The 23872-nt window shown below is 72.9% G+C and carries 20 protein-coding genes; 11 read left to right on the top strand and 9 right to left on the bottom strand.

What is annotated here, in order from left to right; translation table 11 throughout:
• Positions 1–147: 147 nt before the first annotated feature.
• A complete protein-coding gene (locus Sm713_RS15330; protein WP_249416604.1) occupies positions 148–723 on the bottom strand; it encodes a sigma-70 family RNA polymerase sigma factor in 576 nt (191 codons plus the stop codon).
• Between the two features lie 314 nt (positions 724–1037).
• Here Sm713_RS15330 and Sm713_RS15325 point away from each other — a divergent pair, with 314 nt between their 5' ends.
• Positions 1038–2069 carry an aspartate-semialdehyde dehydrogenase gene (locus Sm713_RS15325; protein ID WP_212910176.1) on the top strand — a complete coding sequence of 344 codons (1032 nt, stop codon included), beginning with the start codon at positions 1038–1040 and terminating at the stop codon, positions 2067–2069.
• A 214-nt stretch (positions 2070–2283) separates the two neighbouring features.
• Here the strand turns inward: Sm713_RS15325 and Sm713_RS15320 are convergent, their stop codons facing one another.
• The 3 genes from Sm713_RS15320 to Sm713_RS15310 all read right to left on the bottom strand — a co-directional run bounded on the left by Sm713_RS15320 (position 2284) and on the right by Sm713_RS15310 (position 3479).
• Entirely contained in the window at positions 2284–2811 is a 528-nt protein-coding gene (locus Sm713_RS15320) for a DUF1203 domain-containing protein (protein WP_212910175.1), read from the bottom strand.
• An 84-nt stretch (positions 2812–2895) separates the two neighbouring features.
• Positions 2896–3243, bottom strand: coding sequence for a type II toxin-antitoxin system PemK/MazF family toxin (locus Sm713_RS15315; RefSeq protein WP_212910174.1), 348 nt, complete (start codon positions 3241–3243; stop codon positions 2896–2898).
• Entirely contained in the window at positions 3240–3479 is a 240-nt protein-coding gene (locus Sm713_RS15310; protein ID WP_212910173.1) for a ribbon-helix-helix domain-containing protein, read from the bottom strand. Before Sm713_RS15310 ends, Sm713_RS15315 begins: the two co-directional genes overlap by 4 nt.
• 115 nt (positions 3480–3594) lie before the next feature.
• Between Sm713_RS15310 and pepN the strand changes: the two genes are divergently transcribed.
• Entirely contained in the window at positions 3595–6168 is a 2574-nt protein-coding gene (gene pepN / locus Sm713_RS15305) for an aminopeptidase N (RefSeq protein WP_212910172.1), read from the top strand.
• A 269-nt stretch (positions 6169–6437) separates the two neighbouring features.
• Here pepN and Sm713_RS15300 read toward each other — a convergent pair whose 3' ends face one another.
• Positions 6438–8006, bottom strand: a complete 1569-nt coding sequence (locus Sm713_RS15300; protein ID WP_212910171.1) for an FAD-dependent monooxygenase — start codon at positions 8004–8006, stop codon at positions 6438–6440.
• 114 nt (positions 8007–8120) lie between these two features.
• Here Sm713_RS15300 and Sm713_RS15295 point away from each other — a divergent pair, with 114 nt between their 5' ends.
• A complete protein-coding gene (locus Sm713_RS15295; RefSeq protein ID WP_212910170.1) occupies positions 8121–8807 on the top strand; it encodes a TetR family transcriptional regulator in 687 nt (228 codons plus the stop codon).
• A 161-nt stretch (positions 8808–8968) separates the two neighbouring features.
• Here the strand turns inward: Sm713_RS15295 and Sm713_RS15290 are convergent, their stop codons facing one another.
• From Sm713_RS15290 to Sm713_RS15275, 4 genes are all read right to left on the bottom strand, one after another.
• On the bottom strand, positions 8969–9232 hold the full coding sequence (locus tag Sm713_RS15290; RefSeq protein WP_308293166.1) for a hypothetical protein: 264 nt from the start codon (positions 9230–9232) through the stop codon (positions 8969–8971).
• An 89-nt stretch (positions 9233–9321) separates the two neighbouring features.
• Positions 9322–11664, bottom strand: coding sequence for a 4-alpha-glucanotransferase (gene malQ, locus Sm713_RS15285; protein ID WP_212910168.1), 2343 nt, complete (start codon positions 11662–11664; stop codon positions 9322–9324).
• Positions 11665–12039: a hypothetical protein gene (locus Sm713_RS15280; RefSeq protein WP_212910167.1), complete on the bottom strand. Its 375-nt coding sequence runs from the start codon at positions 12037–12039 to the stop codon at positions 11665–11667.
• A 336-nt stretch (positions 12040–12375) separates the two neighbouring features.
• Positions 12376–12912 carry an HNH endonuclease gene (locus Sm713_RS15275; RefSeq protein WP_212910166.1) on the bottom strand — a complete coding sequence of 179 codons (537 nt, stop codon included), beginning with the start codon at positions 12910–12912 and terminating at the stop codon, positions 12376–12378.
• A gap of 362 nt (positions 12913–13274) precedes the next feature.
• Between Sm713_RS15275 and Sm713_RS15270 the strand changes: the two genes are divergently transcribed.
• The 8 genes from Sm713_RS15270 (at position 13275) to Sm713_RS15235 (ending at position 23794) form a co-directional block, all read left to right on the top strand.
• A complete protein-coding gene (locus Sm713_RS15270) occupies positions 13275–14333 on the top strand; it encodes a mechanosensitive ion channel family protein (RefSeq protein ID WP_249416303.1) in 1059 nt (352 codons plus the stop codon).
• A gap of 677 nt (positions 14334–15010) precedes the next feature.
• Positions 15011–16225 (top strand): ROK family transcriptional regulator, encoded by a 1215-nt coding sequence (locus Sm713_RS15265; RefSeq protein WP_212910164.1) that lies wholly within the window; start codon positions 15011–15013, stop codon positions 16223–16225.
• Positions 16226–16257: 32 nt separating this feature from the next.
• Complete coding sequence (locus Sm713_RS15260) at positions 16258–17592, top strand: ABC transporter substrate-binding protein (protein WP_212910163.1); 1335 nt, start codon at positions 16258–16260, stop codon at positions 17590–17592.
• 16 nt (positions 17593–17608) lie between these two features.
• Positions 17609–18550 (top strand): carbohydrate ABC transporter permease, encoded by a 942-nt coding sequence (locus Sm713_RS15255; RefSeq protein WP_212910162.1) that lies wholly within the window; start codon positions 17609–17611, stop codon positions 18548–18550.
• Between the two features lie 5 nt (positions 18551–18555).
• Positions 18556–19461 carry a carbohydrate ABC transporter permease gene (locus Sm713_RS15250; RefSeq protein WP_212910161.1) on the top strand — a complete coding sequence of 302 codons (906 nt, stop codon included), beginning with the start codon at positions 18556–18558 and terminating at the stop codon, positions 19459–19461.
• A 102-nt stretch (positions 19462–19563) separates the two neighbouring features.
• A complete protein-coding gene (locus Sm713_RS15245) occupies positions 19564–20844 on the top strand; it encodes a 6-phospho-beta-glucosidase (protein WP_249416603.1) in 1281 nt (426 codons plus the stop codon).
• Positions 20841–21959, top strand: a complete 1119-nt coding sequence (locus Sm713_RS15240; protein ID WP_212910159.1) for a BadF/BadG/BcrA/BcrD ATPase family protein — start codon at positions 20841–20843, stop codon at positions 21957–21959. The genes Sm713_RS15245 and Sm713_RS15240 overlap by 4 nt, the downstream gene beginning before the upstream one ends.
• A 305-nt stretch (positions 21960–22264) precedes the next feature.
• A complete protein-coding gene (locus Sm713_RS15235; RefSeq protein ID WP_212910158.1) occupies positions 22265–23794 on the top strand; it encodes a hypothetical protein in 1530 nt (509 codons plus the stop codon).
• The last annotated feature ends 78 nt before the right edge of the window (positions 23795–23872 follow it).

Here is a 23872-nt window from a genome sequence, read left to right as displayed (position 1 = left end):
AGGCGGACGCTGATCGCTTTGGGCAACCCGTAAAGGGGCGCGGGGAACTGCGCGACCAGCCACGACGCGACCGTCACGTCGCCACCGGCCCAAGGGGGCACTCTCCGCCGCCACCGGCCGCCAGGCAGCCGCCCCGCCGTGCGCCGGTCACGGCGCCCCGCACCCCCCGGAGGGGAAGAGCTGGGCGCCCCCGCCACCCCTTGCCGTACCCACGCCCGCGCGCCCGCCAGGGCACCCGCGTCGCCGGCGGCCCAGAGGCCCGGGGTGTCCGAACCCGCCACGGTGCCGGCGATGACCCGGTCCCCGAGCCCCGGTACCGGCAGGGTGTGCGGGGTGAGGGCGCACCGGGAGGTCCGCGTAGAAGCGCAGCACCACCACCTGGCGCTGGGAGTCGGGCAGGGCGTCGAGCCCCTGGGCGAGTGCCGGCGCGAGGACCCTGTTCTCCTCGGGGCTCTCCTCGTGCCGGGACGCGTCCTGGCGCAGCGCGGCGAGCCGCTCGCCCAGGCGCTCCTGCCTGCGGCGCGCCCGGTGCCAGTCCATGGCGGGGTTCGAGGCGACGACCGCGGCCCACGCGGACAGGTCCCGGGGTGCCTCGTGGCCCTTCGCGGCGCGTTCGAGCAGCCGGAGCCTGATCTGCTGCACCGCGTCCGGCAGGTCGGCGTGAGGTACGCCGCCGAGCGCCAGGACGGCCCGCACCCGGTCCTCCTGGGCGGTGTCCAGCAGGCCGCCGGGTTCTCCCCCGGCCGCAGCCTTGCGGGCCGTCCGTGCGCCGTCTCGGCCGGGCAGTCGCAATCCGATCCCCTCCCGCGTCTGTCCTACGACGCGGGAGGGGACCGAAACGTTCGCGGAACCCGCCCCCGGATTCGCCGGGCGCCCGGCGTGGGGCGGGGGCGTGGGGCAGGTCACCCGTCCCGGCTGGCGGACAAACGATTGGACAGGTCACCCTCGGACATACGCATCATGGATGGTCGGAATGGGTTCGCCCGACCGTCAGGGCGGGCCGCCGGGCCATGACAGCGAAGCAGAGGAGAGTCCCCGTGAGGGTCGGAATCGTCGGAGCCACCGGTCAGGTGGGCACGGTCATGCGCAGGATCCTCGACGAGCGGGACTTCCCGGTGAAGGAGCTGCGCCTCTTCGCCTCCGCACGGTCGGCCGGCTCGACGCTCGACTGGAAGGGCACCGCGGTGACCGTGGAGGACGCCGCCACGGCCGACTACAGCGGCCTGGACATCGTGCTCTTCTCCGCCGGCGGCGCGACCTCGAAGGCGCTCGCGGAGAAGGTCGCGGGCCAGGGCGCCGTGGTGATCGACAACTCCTCCGCGTGGCGCCGCGACCCCGACGTGCCGCTGGTCGTCTCCGAGGTGAACCCGCACGCGGTGGCCGACCGGCCGAAGGGCATCATCGCCAACCCGAACTGCACCACGATGGCCGCGATGCCGGTCCTGAAGCCGCTGCACGCGGAGGCGGGCCTTCAGTCGCTGGTGGTCGCGACCTACCAGGCGGTGTCCGGCTCCGGCCTGAAGGGCGTGGCCGAGCTGCACGACCAGGCCCAGCAGGTGGCCGACAAGGCGGACAGGCTCACGCACGACGGTGACGCGGTCGACTTCCCCGAGCCGTCCGTCTACAAGCGCCCGATCGCGTTCAACGTCCTGCCCTTCGCCGGCGCGCTCGTCGACGACGGCCTCGGCGAGACCGACGAGGAGCAGAAGCTGCGGCACGAGTCCCGGAAGATCCTGGAGATCCCGGACCTCAAGATCTCCGGCACCTGCGTCCGGGTCCCGGTCTTCTCGGGGCACTCCCTCCAGGTGAACGCCCGTTTCGCCCGCCCACTGAGCGTGGCCCGCGCCCAGGAGCTGCTGGCCGCGGCGCCCGGCGTGGAGCTGTCCGACATCCCCACCCCGCTCCAGGCCGCCGGCCGCGACCCCTCGTACGTGGGCCGGATCCGCGCCGACGAGACGGTGGAGAACGGCCTCGCCCTCTTCGTGTCGACCGACAACCTCCGCAAGGGGGCCGCGCTGAACGCCGTGCAGATCGCGGAGCTGGTGGCGGCGGAGCTCGCGGCCGCCTGACGGCCCGGCCGGCGCAGACGTCACAGCGGTAAGGGGCGACCTCCCATGGGGGCCGCCCCTTACCGTTTCCGTGGCTCAGCGCGTCCGTGGATCACCGGTCATCGGCTTACCGCGCGCGTCATCGGCTTACCGCGTCATCCCGACGCGTCGGGACGTACACGGGCTTGCGACGCGTGGCGACCCGTGCGCGCGCCTGCCGGGGCCCGCACGCCGCTCAGGGCCTGCGCACCTCGAAGTGGAGGCAGCCGTACTCGACGGCACGGACGTGCACGAGGGCGACCTCCGGGTCGGAGAACGCCTCGTCGAGGGCCGTGTCGAAGGCGGCGACGGCGTCCTCGGGGATCTCCAGCAGCCGGCCGCCGGCGATGCGGCCGTCGGAGTCGTACCGGCGCAGGGTGCGCAGGGCGCCCGTGCGGCTGAAGGGGTAGCCGTCCGGATCGGCGGCGGGGCCGTCGCAGGGCTCGGCGTGGATGAAGACGGGGCCCTGCTCGTCGTAGGCCCCGGGCCGGGCGCCGGTGGCGGCCGCCCAGCGCCTGAGCGGCGCGTACGAGACGAGCGCGATCCGCTCACCGGAGGTGATCGGCTCCAGGCAGCAGCGCAGCGGACTGCCCGCGTCGTCCTCGGTGGCGGTGTACGGCACGCAGGGGCGGCCCGCGTCGTCGGTGCGGCGCAGCTCGGCCAGGGCGTCCGGCTCGATGGGGCGGGGGGTGTGGGTCAGGCGCGGTGCGGTGTGTGTGGTCATACGGCGAGCATCCGCCCGCAAGCGGCGGCGTACCGGCGGATATCGGACGCCTAGTCCCGGGGGGTGGTCCTCAGGGGGGCGCCCTCAGAGGGCCAGCTGAATGCGGAGCGCCGCGTCGATCTCGGCCATGATCCGGGGAGGGACGGCCCCTATGGGGCGTCGGAACCTGCTGACGTCCATGGAGCGGATCTGCTCGCACTGCACCTTGGAGTCCCGTTGCAGCCCGCCGTCCCCCGCCTGCAACAGCACCTGGAACGGCAGGATCCGGGTGGTGTTGGACGTGACGGGAACGACGGTGAGGATGCCCCGGCGGCCCCGGGTTGCCGCGCGGTTGGCCGCCTCGTTGGTGACGAGCACGGCGGGGCGCAGCTTGTTGGCCTCGTGCCCTCGGGCGGGCTCGAAGTCGACGAGCCAGATGTCTCCGCGCTTCACTTGCCGGACCAGTCCTCTTCCGTGATGCCGTCGCCCGAGGACCTGCCCCAGAACTCCTCTTCCCCGCTCGCCTGCCACTCGTCCCAGGCCGCCAGGTACTGATCCTCCAGGTCGACGTCACGGAGCATCCTGATGGCAGCCTGGATCACCGCGGACCTGGAGCCCGCGTCGTTCTTCGCGCCGTACTCGTCGACGAAGGAGACGTCCTCCTCGGGCAGACTCACACTGATCTTCATACTCCGTATCCTACCGCCGTTCCTACCAACCAGGCCACCTGGAATCCGCCTCGGCCGGCCGGCACCGACATGGAAGGATGACCGCAAAGGCCATGACCCACGAGGAGATGAACGAGTGCCTGGCACCAATCTGACCCGCGACGAGGCCCGGCAGCGGGCGAAACTGCTCACCGTCCACTCCTATGAGATCGATCTCGATCTCTCGGGCGCGCAGGACGGCGGCACGTTCCGCTCACGCACCACGGTCCGCTTCGACTCCGCGGAGGCGGGCGCGGAGACCTTCATCGACCTGGTGGCGCCCGAGGCCCTGGAAATCGTCCTGAACGGCACGGCGCTCGCTCCTCAGACCGCCTTCGCCGACTCGCGCATCACGCTGCCCGGCCTGCGGGAGCGCGGCAACGAGCTGACGGTCGTCGCCGACTGCGCGTACACCAACACCGGGGAGGGCCTGCACCGGTTCGTCGACCCGGTGGACCAGCAGGCGTACCTCTACACGCAGTTCGAGGTGCCGGACGCGCGCCGCGTCTTCGCCAACTTCGAGCAGCCGGACCTCAAGGCGACCTTCCAGTTCACCGTGAAGGCGCCCGAGGGCTGGACCGTGGTCTCCAACTCGCCGGCGACGGAGCCGAAGGACGGCGTCTGGAGCTTCGAGCCCACACCGCGCATGTCCAGCTACATCACGGCGCTGATCGCGGGCCCCTACCACGCGGTCCACAGCGTCTACGAGAAGGACGGGCAGCGGGTGCCTCTCGGCATCTACTGCCGGCCCTCGCTCGCCGAGTACCTCGACGCGGACGCGATCTTCGACGTGACCCGCGTCGCGTTCGACTACTTCCAGGAGAAGTTCGACTACCCGTACCCCTTCGCGAAGTACGACCAGCTGTTCGTGCCGGAGTTCAACGCCGGCGCGATGGAGAACGCCGGCGCGGTCACCATCCGCGACCAGTACGTCTTCCGCTCGAAGGTGACGGACGCGGCGTACGAGGCGCGCGCCACGACGATCACGCACGAGCTGGCCCACATGTGGTTCGGCGACCTGGTCACCATGGAGTGGTGGAACGACCTCTGGCTCAACGAGTCGTTCGCCACCTTCGCCGAGGCCTCCTGCCTCGCCGAGGCCACCGGCTCCCGCTGGCCGCACTCCTGGACGACCTTCGCGAACTCCATGAAGACCTGGGCGTACCGCCAGGACCAGCTGCCGTCCACGCACCCGATCATGGCCGACATCAACGATCTCGACGACGTGCTGGTGAACTTCGACGGCATCACCTACGCCAAGGGCGCGAGCGTCCTGAAGCAGCTGGTGGCCTACGTCGGGCAGGACGAGTTCTTCCGCGGCGTGCAGGCGTACTTCAAGCGGCACGCGTTCGGCAACACCCGGCTGAGCGACCTGCTGACGGCGCTGGAGGAGACCTCCGGGCGCGACCTGAAGTCGTGGTCGAAGCTGTGGCTGGAGACGGCCGGCATCAACGTCATGCGGCCCGAGATCGAGACGGACGCCGAGGGCGCCATCACCTCCTTCGCGGTACGCCAGGAGGCGCCCGCGCTGCCGGCGGGTGCCAAGGGCGAGGCGACGCTGCGCCCGCACCGCATCGCGATCGGCTGCTACGAGCTGCGGGACGGCGGCGACGGCGGGCAGCGGCTGGTGCGCACCGAGCGCGTGGAGCTGGACGTCGACGGTGAGCTGACGGCCGTGCCGCAGTTGCAGGGCAAGCCGCGGCCCGCGGTCGTCCTGCTCAACGACGACGACCTCACGTACACCAAGATCCGGCTCGACGACGAATCCCTGAAGACCGTCGTGGCGCACCTGGGCGACTTCGAGTCGGGCCTCGCGCGTGCGCTGTGCTGGGCGGCGGCGTGGGACATGACGCGCGACGCCCAGCTGCCCACCCGGGCCTACCTGGACCTCGTCCTGTCCGGCATCGGCAAGGAGTCGGACATCGGCGTCGTCCAGTCGCTGCACCGCCAGGTGAAGCTGGCGCTCGACCTGTACGCCAACCCGTCCTGGCGGGAGGCGGGCCTGACCCGCTGGACCGAGGCGACGCTCGCGCACCTGCGGGCGGCCGAGGCGGGCAGCGACCACCAGCTCGCCTGGGCGCGCACCTTCTCGGCGACCGCGCGCACGCCCGAGCAGCTCGACCTGCTGGAAGGGCTGCTGGAGGGCACGCAGACGATCGAGGGGCTGGCCGTCGACACCGAGCTGCGCTGGTCGTTCGTGCAGCGGCTCGCGGCCGTCGGGCGGTACGACGACGCGGAGATCAGCGCGGAGTACGAGCGCGACAAGACCGCGGCGGGCGAGCGGCACGCGGCGACGGCACGGGCGGCCCGGCCGACCGCCGAGGCGAAGGCCGAGGCGTGGGAGCAGGTCGTGGAGTCCGACAAGCTGCCGAACGCCGTGCAGGAGGCGGTGATCGGCGGCTTCATCCAGACCGACCAGCACGAGTTGCTCGCGCCGTACACGGAGAAGTACTTCGCCGCGGTGAAGGACATCTGGGACAGCCGCTCGCACGAGATGGCCCAGCAGGTGGCGCACGGGCTGTACCCGGGCGTGCAGGTCGAGCAGGCGACGCTGGACGCGACGGACGCGTGGCTGGAGGCGGTGCAGCCGAGTGCGGCGCTGCGGCGTGTGGTTCTTGAGTCACGCGCCGGCGTGGAGCGGTCCCTGCGGGCGCAGGCGGCGGACGTCTAGGGAACCCTCGGCCGGGGTGCGCCCCCTTTGGGGCGAGCCCCGGCTGCGGCGGGGCCTGGGGGGCGCCCGCCACGACGCGCCTGCGGCGGGCCACCGGGGGCCGAGCCCCTCGCGGTCTCGCTCCCGGCCACCGGCCGGCGGGGGCTGGTCGCGCCGTTCCCCGGCGCCCCTTCTGTCGGGGCTGCGCCCCTACCGCACCACCAGGTGGGCATGAGGCATCAGCCCGGCCCATCCGCCGGTGGAGCTTGCTCGCGCAGTTCCCCGCGCCCCTATCGGGGCGCACCCGCGCCGGACCGCCGGAGCACCGGCGGCACCCCGGTCGACATCGGGTCGGAAGAGTCCGTGGCCCACGCCGCATACCCGTCCGGGCGCACCAGCACCGTGGTGCGCCGCCCGGTCTCCCAGTGCACCGGCACCACATGCCCCGGGAGATCGCCGGTGGCCGTACCCGCGGGGGTGATCAGGACGAAGCGGCCGCCGCGCAGCGCCTCGTGGAGGCGGGTGCCGCCGGCCAGGCGGACGTCCGGGACCCGCTTGCCGGTGAGCGGGTGGCTGCCGCGTGGCGCGCGGTACGCGTAGCCGATGCCGGTGACCTGGCCGAGGAGCCGGGACATGGCGGGGCGGAGCGCTCCGAGGACGGCGGTCGCCCCGGCGCGCGCGGCCAGGGTCCAGGGCCGCTTGGCCATGGCGAGCCTGACGAGGCCACCGCTGCTGCGCAGCACGGCCCTGCCGATCGGGAACCGCTCGGCCTCGTAGCTGTCCAGCAGCGCCTCGGGCTCCCGGCCCGCCAGCACCGCGGCCAGCTTCCAGCTCAGGTTGGCGGCATCTTGCAGACCGGTGTTCATGCCCTGGCCGCCCGCCGGGGTGTGCACGTGCGCGGCGTCCCCGGCGAGGAACACCCGGCCCACCCGGTAGGCGGGGGCCTGCCGTTCGTCGCTGTGGAAGCGCGACATCCAGCGCGCGTCGTGCATGCCGAAGTCCTGGCCGAGCGCGAGCCGGGTGATCTCCTTGACCTCGTCCAGGTCGAGCGGCACGGTATCGGGCACGTTGCGTGCGCGGTTCCAGCCGATGACCCGGTGGTACCCGTCGCCGAAGGGCACGATGAAGGCGAAGGCGTCTCCGATGGCGTTCACCGTGAGCGCCTCCTCCGGCGGCCGGGCCAGCCGGACGTCCGCGAGGACCACCGAGCGGATGACCGACCGTCCGGGGAAGGGCAGCCCCACGGCCCCCCGCACGGCGCTGTGCAGCCCGTCGGCACCGACCACGTAGGCGGCACGGAGCTCCTCCGGCCCATGGGCGCCGCGCATGTGGAGCGTCACGCCGTCCGCGTCCTGGTCGAGCCCTGTCACCTCGGTCTCGTGGGCGAAGCGCACCCCGGCGGCCACCGCGCGCCGCCGCAGCGCCGCCTCCACCTCGTACTGCGGAACCACGAGGAGGAAGTTGAAGCGGGACGGCAGGGTGTCGAGCCGGACGGTCAGGCGGGAGAAGAGCCGCAGGCTCTCCACCGGCCGTCCCTTCGCGACCAGTTCGTCGGCGAGGCTGCTCGACGGGGCGGTGGGACCCGACGGACCCGCGGGGCCCTCGCCCGGCTCGCAGGCGGGGGTGGCGGGGACGGCCCGGGCGTCCAGTTGCTCCAGGCTGCGGGCGTGCAGCACGAAGGCCCGGGAGAGGTTGCTGATGGCCGGTGCGCGCTTCTCGACCAGGGTGACGGGCACCCCGGCCTCGGCGAGGTCCCCGGCGAGCAGCAGGCCCGTGGGGCCCGCGCCCACGACGGCCACGGAGCCGTCGGGGGTGCCGGAGGGGACGGTGGGGCGGGTCGTGGCGGTCGTGCGGTTCATCACTGCCTCCTGATGTCGACGACCGTTGGTCAACACTTGTTGGTCAACGCTCGTTGGCCAACGTAGGACAGGAACTCATGGACCGTCAACAAGCGTTGGCATACAGTTGTTGACATGGCTGAGAACGAACAGTCCCCACGACCCGAAGGGCCCGCGGGGCCCGAACGGTCCGCTCGCCCCCGCCGCTCCGACGCCTCCCGGTCCGCGATCCTCGCGGCCGCCCGCGAGCGCTTCGCCTCGGACGGGTACGAGCGCGCCACGATCCGCGCGATCGCCAAGGACGCGGGCATAGACCCGTCGATGGTGATGCGCTACTACGGCAACAAGGAGGGGCTGTTCGCCGCGGCCGTCGAGTTCGACCTGCGGATGCCGGACCTGACCGCCGTCCCGCAGGGCGGCCTCGGCCGGGTGCTGGTGCGGCACTTCCTGAGCGTCTGGGAGGAGGCGGAGGTCCTCCAGGCGCTGCTGAGGGTGGGGGTCACCAACAGCGCGGGGGCCGAGCGCATACGGCGGATCTTCACGGAGCAGCTGCTGCCGGTGGCCCGGTCGGTCTGTCCGGATCCGGCCCAGGCGCCGGTGCGGGCCGCGCTGGTCGCCGCGCAGATCCTGGGCATGGCACTGGGCCGGTACGTGCTGTGCTTCCCGCCCGCGGTCGCGATGAGCCACGACGACGTCGTGTACTGGCTGGCCCCGACGGTCCAGCGCTACCTCTCGGAGGAGGACACGCGCCAGGCCCCGGGGGACGGCTCGGCGAACGCGGACTCGGCGAGCGCGGACTCGGCGGCCCCCTTGGCCGGGTGAGCGGCCGGCGGCCCGGTGGTGCCGGGCGCCCGACGGTGCCGTCTGCCCGGCGGTGTCGATCGCCCGCCGGTGCCGAGCGCCGCCCATCGGACACACCGAAGGCGCCGCTCAGGCGTGTACGCGAGCGGCGCCCTCGGGACGGCGGTGCCGGAAGCGGGTGGTCAGCTCTGCTTCTGGCTCTTGCGGGGCTTGCTGCCCAGCGTCACCAGAGCGGCGATGATGAGGAAGATCGCGAGCGGCGTGAAGACGAAGAGGCCCAGCGTCTCGGCCACCGAGAGGCCGTGGCCCGGGTCGTCGCCGTCGTCGCGGGTGAGCGCGAGCGCGGGGGACGTGAGGAACAGAGTCATCAGCGTCGTGACGGCGCCGAGGGCACCTGCACGCAGCGCACTGGAGCGCCGGGCCTGCTGGTCGTTTTTCTTCTCCACGCTGCCCAACGTAGCGAACGCCCGTCGGGGCCGCGCGCCCGGGGTCCCGTAACGGCAGGCGGGAAGCGGTCCGGGCCGCCGCCTGCCGCTCACCGCTCGCCGCGCAGCACCTTCAGGAGCGCGTGCAGCCGGCGCGAGGACGTGAGCTGCTCCAGCGTGACGGGCCGTCCGTCGGCGTCCGCGATCGGCAGGCGCCAGTTCGGGTACTCGCGCCAGGTGCCCGGGAGGTTCTGCGGGCGCCGGTCGCCGATCATGTCGGGCAGCCAGACGCCGATCAGCCGGGCGGGCGTGCGCAGCAGGAAGCGGTACACCGCACGGATCCGCTCCTCGTCCCCGGCGAACTGGAAGTCCTCGGCGGAGGCGTCCCCGCCGCGCTTGCCGGTCGCGACCCCGCCCGAGGTGCCGTCCTCCAGCATGCCGAGACGCCCCAGCAGCTCCAGCCACTCCGCGGCCTCCTCGGCGGCCACGGCCTGCTCCTCGGCGAGCGGGCGGGTCAGGAGGCCGAGGCCGTGCCGCAGGGCGACGTGCTCGCCGGTGAGCCGGGCCGAGGTGGGCGGCAGGTCGTGGGTGGTGGCCGTGGCCAGGCAGTCCGTGCGCCACCGCTCCGGGGGCAGCGGCTGCCCGTCGCCCTCCCAGTCGCGTTCGAACCAGAGGACGGACGTGCCCAGCATCCCGTGCCCGCGCAGCGTCCTGCGCACCCCCGGGGCGACGGTGCCCAGGTCCTCCCCGATCACCAGGGCGCCCGTGCGGTGCGCCTCCAGTGACAGCACGGCGAGCATCGCGTCCGCGTCGTAGTGGACGTACGTGCCCTGGGTGGGCTCCTTGCCCTGCGGTACCCACCAGAGCCGGAAGAGCCCCATCACATGGTCGATCCGCAGCCCGCCCGCGTGCCGGAACATGGCGCGCAGCAGGGCCCGGTACGGCGCGTAGCCCGAGGCCGCGAGCCGGTCGGGGCGCCAGGGCGGCAGGCCCCAGTCCTGGCCGCGGGCGTTGAACGCGTCCGGAGGGGCCCCGACGGACATGCCGGGGGCCAGGTGCTCCTGCTGCGCCCAGGCGTCGGAACCGTTCGGATGCACGCCGACGGCGAGGTCGTGCACCAGGCCCACCGGCATGCCCGCCGCGCGTGCGGTCCGCTGGGCGGCGGCGAGCTGGCAGTCCGCGAGCCAGGCGAGGCGGCTGTGGAAGTCGACGAGGTCCAGCAGCTCCACGCGCGCGCGTGCCGTCTCCGGGGAGCGCGGGTCCCGCAGCCCCTCGGGCCAGCCGTGCCAGTCGGGGCCGTGCACGTCGGCGAGCGCGCTCCAGGTGGCATGGTCCTCCAGGTGGCGCCCGCCGGCGGCGAGGAAGGCGTTGTAGGCGGCGCGCCGACCCGGGCTCAGGGGGACGCGGGCGATCAGTACTTCCAGGGCGCGGCGCTTGAGCGCCCAGACGGCGTCGCGGTCGATCAGGGCGCCGTCGCGCAGGACCTCGCCGCGCAGTGCGGCGGCGCGCTCCAGGGTCTCGGCGATCTCCGTGCGGTCCTTGAGGTCCAGGTAGGCGTATTCGTGGACCTTCTCGATGCGCAGGTGGACGGGGTCGGCGACGTACCGGCTGGAGGGCCGGTACGGCGAGGGGTCGCTCGGCACTGCGGGCACCGCCACGTGCAACGGGTTGACCTGTACGAACCCGCTGCCCATCACATGGCCGGCCCAGGCCGCGAGCTCCGCGAGGTCGCCCAGGTCGCCCATGCCCCAGGAGCGCTCCGAGAGCAGGGAGTACAGCTGCAGGAGCAGGCCGTGCACCCGCTCGCCCCGGGGCCCCGGCATCCGCTCCGGGGCGACCACGAGGTGCACCCGGGCGCGGCGGCCGTCCGGGGCCGCGGCGGTGAGGGTGTGCACGCCCGGGGGCAGCGCCGGCGGGGCGCCGCCCCCGGGCACGTCCTGCGGGGCCTCGCCGTTCCGCTGAGCGCCGTTCCCTGGGGTGCGGTCCCCGGATGTGCCGTTCCCGGACGTGCCCCTCGGAGCGCGGCCGCCCCGGCGGCCGTTCCTTTCCGAGGCGTCACTGCCCGAGGTGCCGCTCCCCGAGACGCCACTGTCCGAGGTGCCGTTCGCCCGCCCGCCGTTCCCGGAGGGCGGGCCGGTGGGGGCGGTGGTCGTCCAGGCGTGCGTTCGGCCCTGTTCCGTCTCGACGCGCAGCCGCGTCCCCTCCGGCAGGCCGGCGAGCGCGGCGGGATCACGGCCCTGCCACCAGACGACCGTCGGTGGCAGGAGCCGTTCGGCGAGTTCCGCCTCGCGCGCGTGCAGGGCCGCCTCGGCCGCCTCGGGGCTGCCGGCGTCCACGCCCAGCGCCGCGAGGGCCGCCACGACGGCGGCGTCCGCGACGCGGACCGTCTGGCCCGGCGAGGATTCGTACGAGATGGCGACGCCGTACAGCTCTGCCAGCCGGGCCAGGGACATCTACTCCACCGAGGGGTCCGTGCCCGCGGCCGTGCCGGTGGCGGTGGGCTCGCTCGTGAGGGGGGCCGCGTCGGCGAGCGGGGGCTCGCTCGTGAGGGGCGCGGCGTCGGCGAGGGGCGGCTCGCTGGTCAGCGGCGCCTCGGTCTCGGCGGTTTCCGCGCTGAAGGCCCCGGAGTCGTCCGGTGCGGGGCCGGGCTCCGGCACGGCGGTGAGCAGCGGGGCGACGCCGATGACGGCGGGGGCCTCGGGCCGGTACCTGGGGGCGGGACGGTACGCGCCGCGCCTGCGGTCCGCGGCGGATGCCGTGTCCCGGTGGCCCGTACCGTCCGGGCGTTTGGAGAGGGTCGAGGGCAGAAGGTGCGCCGTTGCGGCCACAGGGGGCCTCCTAGTCAGGGGCGGCAGTTCAGGTCGAGGCAGCGCCTACCCAGCGGGCGGATCAACAGACGTCCTACGCCTCTCAACGTGTCCTTGGTCACATTCTGACCCAGAGGTGGTGCCCGATCCAGGAGCCACGGCCCGGCGGCGCGGGACGGCTGCCGGAGCGTGACGCACCCCCTCGCTCACACACCCGGGGTCCTGCGGGCACGCGCCGTCGCCGAAGGGCCCGCGGCGCCGTCACCAGGCCCGCCACCGGCGCGGCCACCAGGCCACCACCAGCCCGGCCGGCGGACCGCGGCCCGCCCGGGCCCAGGTACGACAATGGCCCGGATGTCAGGCGGATATGCCGTCGATCCGAGCCATGGCGTCGTCCGCGCCGTACGGCTGCAAGTAGGGCAGCCAGCGCGGGTCCCTATGCCCGGTGCCGATGATGCGCCAGGCCAGGCCGGTGGGTGGCGCCGGTTTGTGCCGTAGTCGCCACCCCAGCTCCATCAGGTGGCGGTCGGCCTTGACGTGGTTGCAGCGGCGGCAGGAGGCGACCACATTGTCCCAGACGTGCTGGCCGCCGCGGCTGCGCGGGATGACGTGGTCGACGCTGGTGGCGACGCCGCCGCAGTACATGCAGCGGCCGCCGTCGCGCGCGAACAGGGCACGGCGGGTCAGTGGAACGGGCCCCCTGTAGGGGACCCGTACGAACCTTTTCAGGCGCACCACGCTGGGCGCGGGCACCGTGACGGTGGCGCTGTGCATGAAGGCGCCGGATTCCTCAAGAGAGACTGCCTTGTTCTCAAGGACGAGGATGAGCGCGCGGCGGAGCGGTACGACACCGAGGGGCTCGTACGACGCGTTGAGGACCAGGACATGCGGCACGGATGCCTCCTTGTACGCCGGCGGCGCGTGGCTCGCGCCGGGACGATCTGATTCAGTCTCCCCTCATGCCTGGTCGAAGCGCCAGCATGAACCGGTAACGGGCTGGAAGTGTTTTCCACCACATGTCCTTCATCCCCAGGTGAACACGGTCTCTCCCCCGAACATCACGGCGATGCACACACGATGCCCCGTTAGTGTGGTCCACGGGTTCCTGGGGTGCGGACGTCGGTGATCATGTTCTGATGGCGGCGGCCCTGCTCACAGTGCTGCCGCCCGGGCCGCCGAAGCACGCTCGGCAGCGCTCTGCGCGCAACCGCTGCCCACGGCCGCCGCACAGACGTCCGCCCACGGAGGTATCCGCAGTGTTCGTGTCCGTCCTGCCCGCCCAGGCTCCGCCGAACCCGGCCCCCGAGCCGCACCCGCTCCAGGACGCCCACCAGAGGGTCACCCTCACGGCAAGCTGGTTCGAGCAGAACTGGTCCACATGGTTCGGCATCGGCCTGCGGATCCTGCTGATCGTCGTGATAGCGCTGGTACTGCGGACGGTCATCCAGCGCACCATCACCCGGCTCATCGACCGGATGAACCGCACGGCACAGGCCGTGGACGGCACGGCGCTCGGCGGGCTGCTGGTCAACGCGGAAAGACGCAGGCAGCGCTCCCAGGCGATCGGCTCGGTGCTCCGCTCCGTGGCGTCGTTCCTGGTGCTGGGCACGGCCGCGCTGATGATCCTCTCGACGTTCAGGATCAACCTGGCCCCGCTGCTGGCCTCGGCCGGGGTGGCGGGCGTCGCGATCGGCTTCGGCGCGCGCAACCTCGTCACGGACTTCCTCTCCGGGGTCTTCATGATCCTGGAGGACCAGTACGGCGTCGGGGACAACGTCGACGCGGGCGTGGCCTCCGGCGAGGTCGTCGAGGTGGGCCTCAGGGTCACCAAGCTGCGCGGCGACGACGGTGCGATCTGGTACGTCCGCAACGGCGAGGTCAAGCGGGTCGGCAACCTCAGCCAGGGCTGGGCCACCGCGCACGTGGACGTCACGGTGCGCCCGGACGAGGACCTGGACCGGGTCCGCGCGAAGCTCGTCGAGGTGAGCCGGGGCCTCGCGGCGGACGAGCCGTGGAACGAGCGCCTGTGGGGTCCCGTGGAGGTGCTGGGCCTGGACAGCGTGATGCTGGACTCGATGGTGGTGCACCTGTCGGCGAAGACCATGCCGGGGCAGTCGCTGAGTATCGAGCGGGAGCTGCGCTGGCGCATCAAGCGGGCCTTCGACGAGGCCGGCATCCGGATCGCGAGGCGGTCTCCGGGCCAGGAGGATGTTCCGGCGGCGGATCCCGCGGACGGGGTGGCCCCACCCTCCGCGCTCGCCGCCCCCGCGGAACCCGCCGTCCCCGCCCCCGCTCGGCCCTCGACCAGCAAGTAGCCGCTGCCGCGGGGGGCGCCCTATCGGGCGGACGGCACCGTGGTGACCCTTTGCGCAGTTCCCCGCGCCCCTGTCTTTCGGGGCTTCGCCCCCCACCGCACCACCAGGTGGGCATGATGCATCAGTCCGGACCATCCGCCGGCGGAGCTTGCTCGCGCAGTTCCCCGCGCCCCTGTCGGGGCGCCAGGGTGCCCCTACGACCCACGGGCCCCACCCCGGAGCGCGGGGCTGTGTCGAGATGCGGGCTCCGCCCCGTGGGCGCGACCAGGCACAGCAAAACCCGCACCATCACAGCGACGAGCAACCACCCCCATCAGGGGCGCGGGGCTGTGTCGATATGCGGCTCCGCCGCGTGGGCGCGACAAGCCGCGGCATACCCGCGCCATCACACCGTCGAGAAACCACCCCGAAAAGGGGCGCGGGGAACTGCGCAAAAGAGGGGCGCGGGGAACTGCGCGAACGGCAACTGCGGTACCGCCCGCCCTCGCCTCGGCCCCCGCCCCGCCCCCGGCCCCGGCCCCGAATGAGCGCCCCACCCCGGAAGGGGAGGTAACGACTTGGTTGCCGCCAGGGCGTTCACCCTTGACGCCCGGTTCCGGCCACGCCTACCTTGATCGGCCAATAGGAAACTTTCCTAACAATGCTGCTCAGGGCCGCGAAGGGCGGGTGACGTCTGCATGGCAGGTTCCACCGGAACCCCCGGCACCCCGCGCGTGCTGCGCGCCATGAACGACCGCGCCGCCCTGGACCTGCTGCTCGCCCACGGCCCGCTGTCGCGCACGAGGATCGGCAATCTGACCGGCCTGTCCAAGCCGACCGCGTCCCAGTTGCTGGCCCGCCTGGAGGCCGCCGGCCTGGTCCTGGCGACCGGCACCAGCGAGGGCCGCCCCGGCCCCAACGCCCAGCTCTACGCCGTCAATCCGGCCGCCGCGTACGCCGCGGGCCTCGACGTCACCCCGGACCGGATCGTCGCCGCGGTCGCCGACATCACCGGCACCACGGTCGGCCGCCACGAGCTGCGCACCCCGGGCCGGCACCCGGGAACCTCCGTCGTCAAGCAGGTCACCGAGGCCGTCGACAAGGCGGTCAAGGCGGCGGGGCTGACCCGCGGCGACCTGCACCGCGTGGTGATCGGCACGCCGGGCGCGTTCGATCCGAGCACCGGCCGGCTGCGCTACGCCTCGCACCTGCCCGGCTGGCACTCCCCCACGCTCCTGGACGAGCTGGCCGGGGCGCTGCCGGTGCCCCTGGAGTACGAGAACGACGTCAATCTGGCGGCCCTCGCCGAGCAGCGCCTCGGAGCGGCCCGCGGCCACGACGACTTCGTCCTGCTGTGGAACGAGGAGGGCCTCGGCGCCGCGCTCGTCATCGGCGGCCGGCTGCACCGGGGCTTTCGCGGCGGCGCGGGCGAGGTCGGCTTCCTGCCGGTGCCCGGCGCGCCCCTCGTACGGCAGGTGACACGGGCCAACAGCGGCGGCTACCAGGAGCTGGCCGGCTCGCAGGCGGTGCCGGGGCTCGCCCGTGAGGTGGGCGTCTCTCCGGTGCCGCAGGGGCCGTACGCGCAGGTGGCGGCCGAGCTGGTCGCAGCTGCCGCGGCCAGTCAGGAAGGGCCCCACCTGCGGCTGCTGACGACGTACGCGACCGCGCTGGCCACCGGCCTCGCCTCCCTGGTGTCCGTGCTCGACCCCGAACTCGTCGTGCTCAGCGGCGCCCTGTTCACCGCGGGCGGCGAGCCCCTGCGTGCGCTGGTGCAGGCCGAGCTCGACGAGCTGGCCGCCTCCCGGCCGCGGCTCGTGGTGGGCGAGGTGACGGAGCACCCCGTGCTGCGCGGCGCCCTGGAGAGCGCGCTGGCCGCCACCCGTGACGAGGTCTTCGACACCGCTCGACGCTGACACCCGCCGCCCCTTCATCCCTGGGAGATGTCATGTCCGTTAGCTCTCGCAAGGCCGCGGCGGTACTCGCCGTCGCCTGTACCACGCTGCTCGCGGCGGCCTGTACGGGGCAGTCGGGCTCCGGCGCCACCGACGACGCGTCCAAGGAGACCACGATCACGTTCTGGCACGGCTGGAGCGAGCCGAGCGAGGTGAAGGCGGTCGCCGACGACGTGAAGGCCTTCGAGAAGGCCCACCCGAACATCCACGTGAAGGTCGTCGGCAACATCAACGACGACAAGGTCAACCAGGCGCTGCGCGCGGGCGGCTCGGACGCGCCGGACGTGGTGTCGTCCTTCACCACCAACAACGTCGGCAAGTTCTGCTCGTCGGGCGCCTTCGTCGACCTGAAGCCGTTCATGGAGAAGTCGGGCATCGACCCGGCGACGACGTTCCCGAAGCCGATGGCCGAGTACACCCAGTACAACGGCGTGCGCTGCACGCTCCCGCTGCTCGGCGACGCCTACGGCCTCTACTACAACGAGGACGCGTTCAAGGCCGCCGGCATCAAGGCGCCGCCGAAGACGTGGGCGGAGTTCGAGGCGGACGCCAAGAAGCTGACGAAGCCCAAGGGCGACTCCTACGAGCAGCTGGGCTTCATGCCGACCTACCACGGCTACGAGTCCACGACCGAGCACTACTTCGCCCAGTGGTCGCCCACGTACTTCGGCAAGGACGGCAAGTCGACGGTGGCCACGGACCCGGGCCTCGCGCAGGGCTTCGCGTTCCAGAAGAAGCTCGTCGACGACCTGGGCGGCTTCCAGAAGCTGGAGAAGTACCGGTCCACGTTCGGCGACGAGTGGGGCGCCAAGCACCCCTTCCAGACCGGCCAGGTCGCCATGCAGCTCGACGGCGAGTGGCGGCTGGGCATGGCGGAGTCCGTCCACCCGAAGTTCCACATCGGCGTCGCCCCGCTGCCGGTCCCCGACGACCAGAGCGAGACCTACGGCAAGGGCTACATCACCGGCACCATCGCCGGGATACCGGCCAGCAGCAAGAAGCAGAACGCCGCCTGGGAGTTCGTGAAGTTCCTGACCACGGACACCGGCGCGGTGGTGGACTTCGCCAACGCCATCCACAACGTGCCCTCGACGCTGGCGGCCCTGAAGTCCCCGAAGCTGAAGTACGACCCGCGCTTCAAGACGTTCCTGGACATCGCCCAGAACCCGCACAGCACCACCACCCCGGCCTCTCCCAACGGCGGCCAGTACCTCGTGTCGATCCAGAACCTCGGCTTCTCGTACGAGAAGGGCGAGACCAAGGACCTGAAGGCGGGGCTCGCGAAGACCGCCAAGGAGATCGACACGGACATCGCCCAGGTGAAGTGACGGCCGGGAGTCCGCGATGAGCACCTACACCCTGCGCGCGAAGCGCCGCCGCGCCGCCCTGCGCACCGCCGCGTTCATGTCGCCCTGGCTGATCGGCTTCTCGGTCTTCTTCGCCTATCCGCTGGTCTCGACGGTCTACTTCTCGCTGATGAAGTACGACGGGTTCAGGCAGCCGGCGTGGAACTCGTTCGGCAACTGGACCTACATCTTCGGGTCGTACCCGTTGTTCTGGCCCGCGCTGTGGAACACCCTCTGGCTGGTGCTGGTCATGGTCACCTGCCGGGTGGTCTTCGGTCTTGGCATCGGCGTGCTGATCACCAAGGTCAGGACGGCCACGGGCGCCTTCCGCACGCTGTTCTACCTGCCGTACCTGGCCCCTCCGGTGGCGGCGACCATGGCCTTCGCCTTCCTGCTCAACCCCGGCACGGGCCCGGTGAACTCGCTGCTGGACCGGGCCGGGCTGCCCGCGCCCGGCTGGTTCAACGACCCGTCGTGGTCCAAGCCCGCGCTGACCCTGCTGGCGCTGTGGGGCGTGGGCGACCTGATGGTCATCTTCATGGCCGCGCTGCTCGACGTGCCCAGGGAGCAGTACGAGGCGGCCGAGCTGGACGGGACGTCCGCCTGGCAGCGGTTCCGCTTCGTCACGCTGCCGAACATCTCGCCCATCGTGATGTTCGCCGTGGTCACCGGCGTCATCCAGACGATGCAGTACTACACGCAGCCCCTGATCGCCGGGAAGGTCGCCTCCGGCGTCATCGGGGGCTCCGGGCAGCAGTTCGAGCCCGGATATCCCGACAAGTCGACACTGACGCTGCCGCAGCTCGTCTACAACCTCGGCTTCCAGCGCTTCGACTACGGCTCCGCGTGCGTGATCGCACTGGTGCTGTTCGCGCTGGCCATGGTCTTCACGGCGCTGCTGATGCGGCGCCGGGGCGGGCTGATCGGGGCGGGTGAGTGAGTCCGATGACCGACATCTCCACGGCCCCCGCGCCCGTCCGCCCCGCTCCCGCGACCCCCACGGGACCGGCCGCCCGCGCCGGGCGCCGCGGGGCGCTCCTGGAGTGGATAGGGATCCACGCCCTCGGGGTGGCCGCCGCGCTCTTCTTCGTCCTGCCGTTCGTCTTCGTGGCCCTGACGTCCCTGATGTCCGACCAGCAGACCCTGACCCGGGACCTGATCCCGGGCACATGGCAGTGGTCCAACTACCGCACCGTCTTCGACACGCCCGGCTTCCTGACCTGGTGGCGGAACACGCTGCTGTACGCGGGCCTCGGCACCGTTTTGACCGTGCTGTCTTCGGTGCCCGTGGCGTACGCGCTGGCCAAGTTCCGCTTCCGCGGCCGGCACCTGTCGCTGATGCTGGTGATCTCGATGATGATGCTGCCACCGCAGGTGATCATCATCCCGATGTACCTGTTCTGGGCCAAGCAGCTCGGCCTGTCCGGCACCCTGTGGCCGCTGATCATCCCCATGGCGTTCGGCGACGCGTTCTCCATCTTCCTGCTGCGGCAGTTCCTGATGACCATCCCGGACGAGTACCTGGACGCCGCCCGCGTGGACGGGTGCAGCGAGCTGCGGACGCTGCTCAAGGTCGTGCTCCCCATGGCGCGGCCGGGCATCGCGGCGATCGCGCTCTTCCAGTTCTTCTACGCCTGGAACGACTACTTCGGGCCGCAGATCTACGCCTCCGAGAATCCCGGCGCCTGGACGCTCAGTTATGGGCTCGAATCGTTCAAGGGCGCTCACCACACCGACTGGAATCTGACCATGGCCGCGACCGTTCTGGTCATGGCCCCTGTGATCGTCGTGTTCTTCTTCGCGCAGCGCGCGTTCGTCGAGGGGATCACGCTGACCGGAGTGAAGGGCTGAGTGGACCCCATGCAGGAGACCACGGGGGCGGCAGTCCCCCGTCCCTCGCGAGAACCCGGCCCCGCCCCCGCCACGGGCCCCGTGCCGCGGAAGATCGTCGTGGTGGGCGGCGGCTCCACCTACACGCCCGAGCTGATCGACGGCTTCGCGCGGCTGCGGGACGTCCTGCCGATCGCCGAACTGGTCCTCGTCGACCCGTCGGCACACCGGCTCGAACTCGTCGGCGGCCTGGCCCGGCGGATCTTCGCCAAGCAGGGCCACCCGGGCACCATCACCACCACCGCCGACCTGGACGCCGCCGTGGACGGCGCCGACGCGGTGCTGCTGCAGCTGCGCGTCGGCGGCCAGGCCGCCCGCCAGCAGGACGAGACCTGGCCCCTGGAGTGCGGCTGCGTCGGCCAGGAGACGACGGGCGCGGGCGGCCTCGCCAAGGCGCTGCGCACCGTCCCCGTGGTCCTCGACATCGCCGAACGGGTCCGCCGCCTCGCCCCGGACGCCTGGATCATCGACTTCACCAACCCGGTCGGCATCGTCACCCGGGCACTGCTCCAGGCCGGGCACCGGGCCGTCGGGCTGTGCAACGTGGCCATCGGCTTCCAGCGGAAGTTCGCCCAGCTCCTCGGCGTCGAGCCGGCCGACGTCCACCTCGGTCACGTCGGGCTGAACCACCTCACCTGGGAGACGAGTGTGCGACTCGGCGGCCCCCAGGGGGAGGACAGGCTGCCCGCCCTCCTCAGGGAGCACGGCGACGCCATCGCCTCCGACCTGCACCTCCCCGGCTCCCTCATCCACCGGCTGGGCGTCGTCCCGTCGTACTACCTGCGGTACTACTACGCGCACGACGAGGTGGTGGAGGAACTGCGCACCAAGCCGTCCCGGGCCGCCGAGGTGGCCGCCATGGAGAAGCGGCTCCTTGAGATGTACGGCGACCCGGCGCTGGACGAGAAGCCGGCCCTGCTCGCCAAGCGCGGCGGCGCCTACTACTCGGAGGCCGCCGTCGACCTCGCCGCGGCGCTGCTCGGCGGCGCCAAGGAGCCGTCCGCGGACGGCCGGCACGCCGGCAGCCCGCACCAGGTCGTGAACACCCTGAACAACGGCACCCTGCCGTTCCTCCCGGACGACGCCGTGATCGAGGTCCAGGCCGCCGTCGGCCCCACGGGTGCCGCGCCGCTGCCGGTGCCGGCGCTCGACCCGCTGTACGCGGGCCTGGTGGCGCAGGTGACGGCGTACGAGGACCTGGCGCTGGACGCCGCCCTGCGCGGCGGGCGCGACCGGGTCTTCCGTGCGCTGCTCTGCCACCCGCTGATCGGCCAGCACGCCTACGCCGACGCCCTGACCGACAAGTTGATCGCGCACAACCAGGAGCACCTCGCGTGGGCATGACGCCTCCTTCCGCCACGTCCGGCACACCCCGCACCACCCTCCCCGGGCCCGCCCCGGACGAGGGGCGGGCCGGCGCGGACGCGGATCCGGACGGCGCCGTGCTCGCCGCGGACGGGCCCGTGCCCGCCGTGGACGGCACCGTCCTCGCCGTGGACGCCGGGAACAGCAAGACGGACGTCGCCCTGGTGGCGGCCGACGGCCGGGTCGTCGGCACCGCACGGGGCGGCGGGTTCCGGCCGGCCCAGGTCGGCGCCGAGGCGGCCGTGGACGTGGTGGCCGAGGCGGTGGAGCGGGCCGCCGCGGACGCCGCCGCGGCCGGGACCGGGGCCGGCACGGTCAGCCATGTCTCCGCGTGCCTCGCCAACGCCGACCTTCCGGTGGAGGAGGAGGAACTCGCCGCCGAGCTGCGCCGCCGCGGCTGGAGCGGCAGCGTGGAGGTGCGCAACGACACCTTCGCCATCCTGCGGGCGGGCGTGGCCGAGCCGAGGGGCGTCGCCGTGGTCTGCGGCGCCGGCATCAACTGCGTGGGCATGCTCCCGGACGGGCGCACGGCCCGCTTCCCCGCGATCGGGCGGATATCCGGCGACTGGGGCGGCGGCGGGGGCCTGGCCGAGGAGGCGCTGTGGCACGCGGCGCGCGCCGAGGACGGCCGCGGCGGCCCGACGGCGCTGGCCACCACGCTCCCCGGCCACTTCGGGCTCTCCTCGATGTACGACCTGATCGCGGCGCTGCACCTCAAGGACATCGAGGAGACGCGGCGCTTCGAACTGACCCCCGTGGTCTTCGCCACCGCCGCGGAGGGCGACCCGGTGGCACGCTCGCTCGTCGACCGGCTCGCGAACGAGGTGGTGACCATGGCCACGGTCGCGCTGCGCAGGCTGGACCTGCTCGACGAGGAGGTTCCGGTCCTGCTCGGCGGCGGCCTGCTGGCCGCCCGCCACCCCCAACTGGACGACGGCGTCCGGGCCCTGCTCGCCGAGCGCGCTCCGCGCGCGGTGCCGCAGGTCGTCACGGCACGGCCGGTGCTGGGCGCCGCGCTGCTGGGCTTGGACCACCTGCGCGCGCCCCAGGAGGCGCACGCCCGCGTACGGGCGTTTTTCGGGGCGGGTGACTGACGGACGCGCCGGCCACCCGCGGCGCACGCCGGTGCGCAGGGAACCGAAACGTCCCCCGAAACGTGTTCCAGAGCAGATGGGTCACGGCGCACGCGGGGTGCGCGGTGGCCCTGCCGGTCGGTGAGCGCCCCGGTCCGGTGCGCGGGGCGGCGCCCGCCCCGGTCCGGACACGCCATCGGTGCAAGATCGCGCCAACGCTGGTGTGAATGCCGGTCGCTGCGGCCATACTTGCGCCCGTGGACTTCTTCCCGCGCACGTCGCGCATCGGGCGGAAGTGACGTCGGACGACCGAGGGGGAGGTCAGGGTGGCACACCCGCCGAAGGGCAGCCAAGCACCGCCGGGCCCCGGGGCACCGGGACCGGCGGCGGTGCCGGCCGTGCCCGCGGCCAGAGGTGTCCCCGCCCCCACCGCGCCCCCACCCGGTTCCAGACGGCCGGACGCGCCCGGCCCCGGCCGCTCCGGACGCGTCCCCGACCGGCGCTCCGCATGGGCGGAGGGCGTCGAGCGGCTGCGCGCGGGCGCCGCGACCGAGCCCGGCAGGCTGCGCATCATCGGCGCCGTACTGGCCCTGCTCGTCCTCGCCTTCGGCGCCGTCACCGCCTGGCAGACCACCGACCGGGCGGGCGCGGCCGACCAGGTGCTCCACCACAGCCAGCCGCTCAGCTCCGACGCCGCAGACATCTACCGTTCCCTCGCCGACGCCAACACCGCCGAGTCCACCGGCTTCCTCGTCGGCGGCCAGGAGCCGGCGAACGTCCAGAGCCGCTATGCCAAGGACATCGAGACGGCCGCCGACAAGCTCGCCAGGGCCGCCGCGAACACCGAGGCCGACTCCGAGTCCGCCAAGGCCATCGCCGAGCTGAACAAGCTCCTGCCGCGCTACACCGGCCTCATCGAGCGCGCCCGCGCCAACAACCGCAACGGCCTTCCGCTGGGCGCCGCCTACCTCCGCTACGCGAACGACATGATGCAGTCGCAGATGCTGCTGGAGGCCGAGAAGCTCTACAAGACCGAGAACGCCCAGCTCGACGCCGACTACGACGACGCGACGCCCTACCCGTGGGCGGCGGTCGGCCTGGGCGCGGTGGCCCTGGCCGCCCTCGTCTGGGCCCAGCGGCGCACCTACCGGCACACGAACCGCATCTTCAACTCCGGCCTGCTCGCGGCCACCGCCGCCTGCACGGTGGCGCTGCTCTGGCTGGCCGTCGGGCACACGGTCGCGCGCGTGGACCTGCGGGAGTCCTACGACCACGGGGTGCGGTCCCTGACCGTCCTGGACGACGCGCGCATCGACTCCCTGAAGGCCCGCGGCAACGAGAACCTCACCCTGATCAGCCGCGGTGCGGAGACGCTCGACGTGAAGGGCGCTACGGTCGACAAGTTCGACTACGAGTTCAACCAGCAGATGGCGGACCTCGGCGGCGCCGACGGCGGCGGGGGCCTGCTCGCCGCGGCCGCGGCCCTCGCCGACGACGCGGCCGGCAAGGCACCCGTCACCCGGGCCATGGCCCGCGTGAAGGAGTGGCAGGCCCGGCACAAGGACGCCCGCGGCAAGGACAACGCCGGCGACTACGACGGCGCGCTGAAGAAGATCATCGGCGACCCGGCCGAGCAGTCCACGGGCAGGAACCAGCAGTCCACGGGCGACTCCTTCGACGCGGTCGACGAGCAGCTCGGCAAGGCGCTGACCCACGAGCAGGTCGAGTTCTCGCAGGTCGCGCAGGACGGCCGGGACGCGATGTCGGGCCTGCCGGCCGGCGCCGCGGTGCTGGCCGTGCTGGGCGCGGCAGGTGCGGTGCTCGGCATCGGGCGCAGGCTTGCGGAGTACCGGTGAGAGGGGCGGGAGGCATGAGCGAGGCACCGAACGGCGGCCGTGACGTCACGGGCGCCCCCAGGGAGCCGGACACGGCGC

This window comes from Streptomyces sp. TS71-3 (assembly GCF_018327685.1).
Classification (GTDB): Bacteria; Actinomycetota; Actinomycetes; order Streptomycetales; family Streptomycetaceae; genus Streptomyces.
The sequence above is the reverse complement of the archived record's forward strand: the minus strand, read 5'-3'. Positions and strand labels throughout refer to the sequence as shown.

Excerpts from the sequence above, each read along its gene's own strand:
- Sm713_RS15310 (WP_212910173.1), bottom strand. The coding sequence starts at position 3,479 with ATGAAGATCAGTGTGAGTCTGCCCGAGGAGGACGTCTCCTTCGTCGAC.
- Sm713_RS15260 (WP_212910163.1), top strand. The coding sequence starts at position 16,258 with ATGTCCGTTAGCTCTCGCAAGGCCGCGGCGGTACTCGCCGTCGCCTGT.
- Sm713_RS15300 (WP_212910171.1), bottom strand. The coding sequence starts at position 8,006 with ATGAACCGCACGACCGCCACGACCCGCCCCACCGTCCCCTCCGGCACC.
- Sm713_RS15295 (WP_212910170.1), top strand. The coding sequence starts at position 8,121 with ATGGCTGAGAACGAACAGTCCCCACGACCCGAAGGGCCCGCGGGGCCC.
- malQ (WP_212910168.1), bottom strand. The coding sequence starts at position 11,664 with ATGTCCCTGGCCCGGCTGGCAGAGCTGTACGGCGTCGCCATCTCGTAC.
- Sm713_RS15320 (WP_212910175.1), bottom strand. The coding sequence starts at position 2,811 with ATGACCACACACACCGCACCGCGCCTGACCCACACCCCCCGCCCCATC.
- Sm713_RS15250 (WP_212910161.1), top strand. The coding sequence starts at position 18,556 with ATGACCGACATCTCCACGGCCCCCGCGCCCGTCCGCCCCGCTCCCGCG.
- Sm713_RS15255 (WP_212910162.1), top strand. The coding sequence starts at position 17,609 with ATGAGCACCTACACCCTGCGCGCGAAGCGCCGCCGCGCCGCCCTGCGC.
- Sm713_RS15265 (WP_212910164.1), top strand. The coding sequence starts at position 15,011 with ATGGCAGGTTCCACCGGAACCCCCGGCACCCCGCGCGTGCTGCGCGCC.
- Sm713_RS15240 (WP_212910159.1), top strand. The coding sequence starts at position 20,841 with ATGACGCCTCCTTCCGCCACGTCCGGCACACCCCGCACCACCCTCCCC.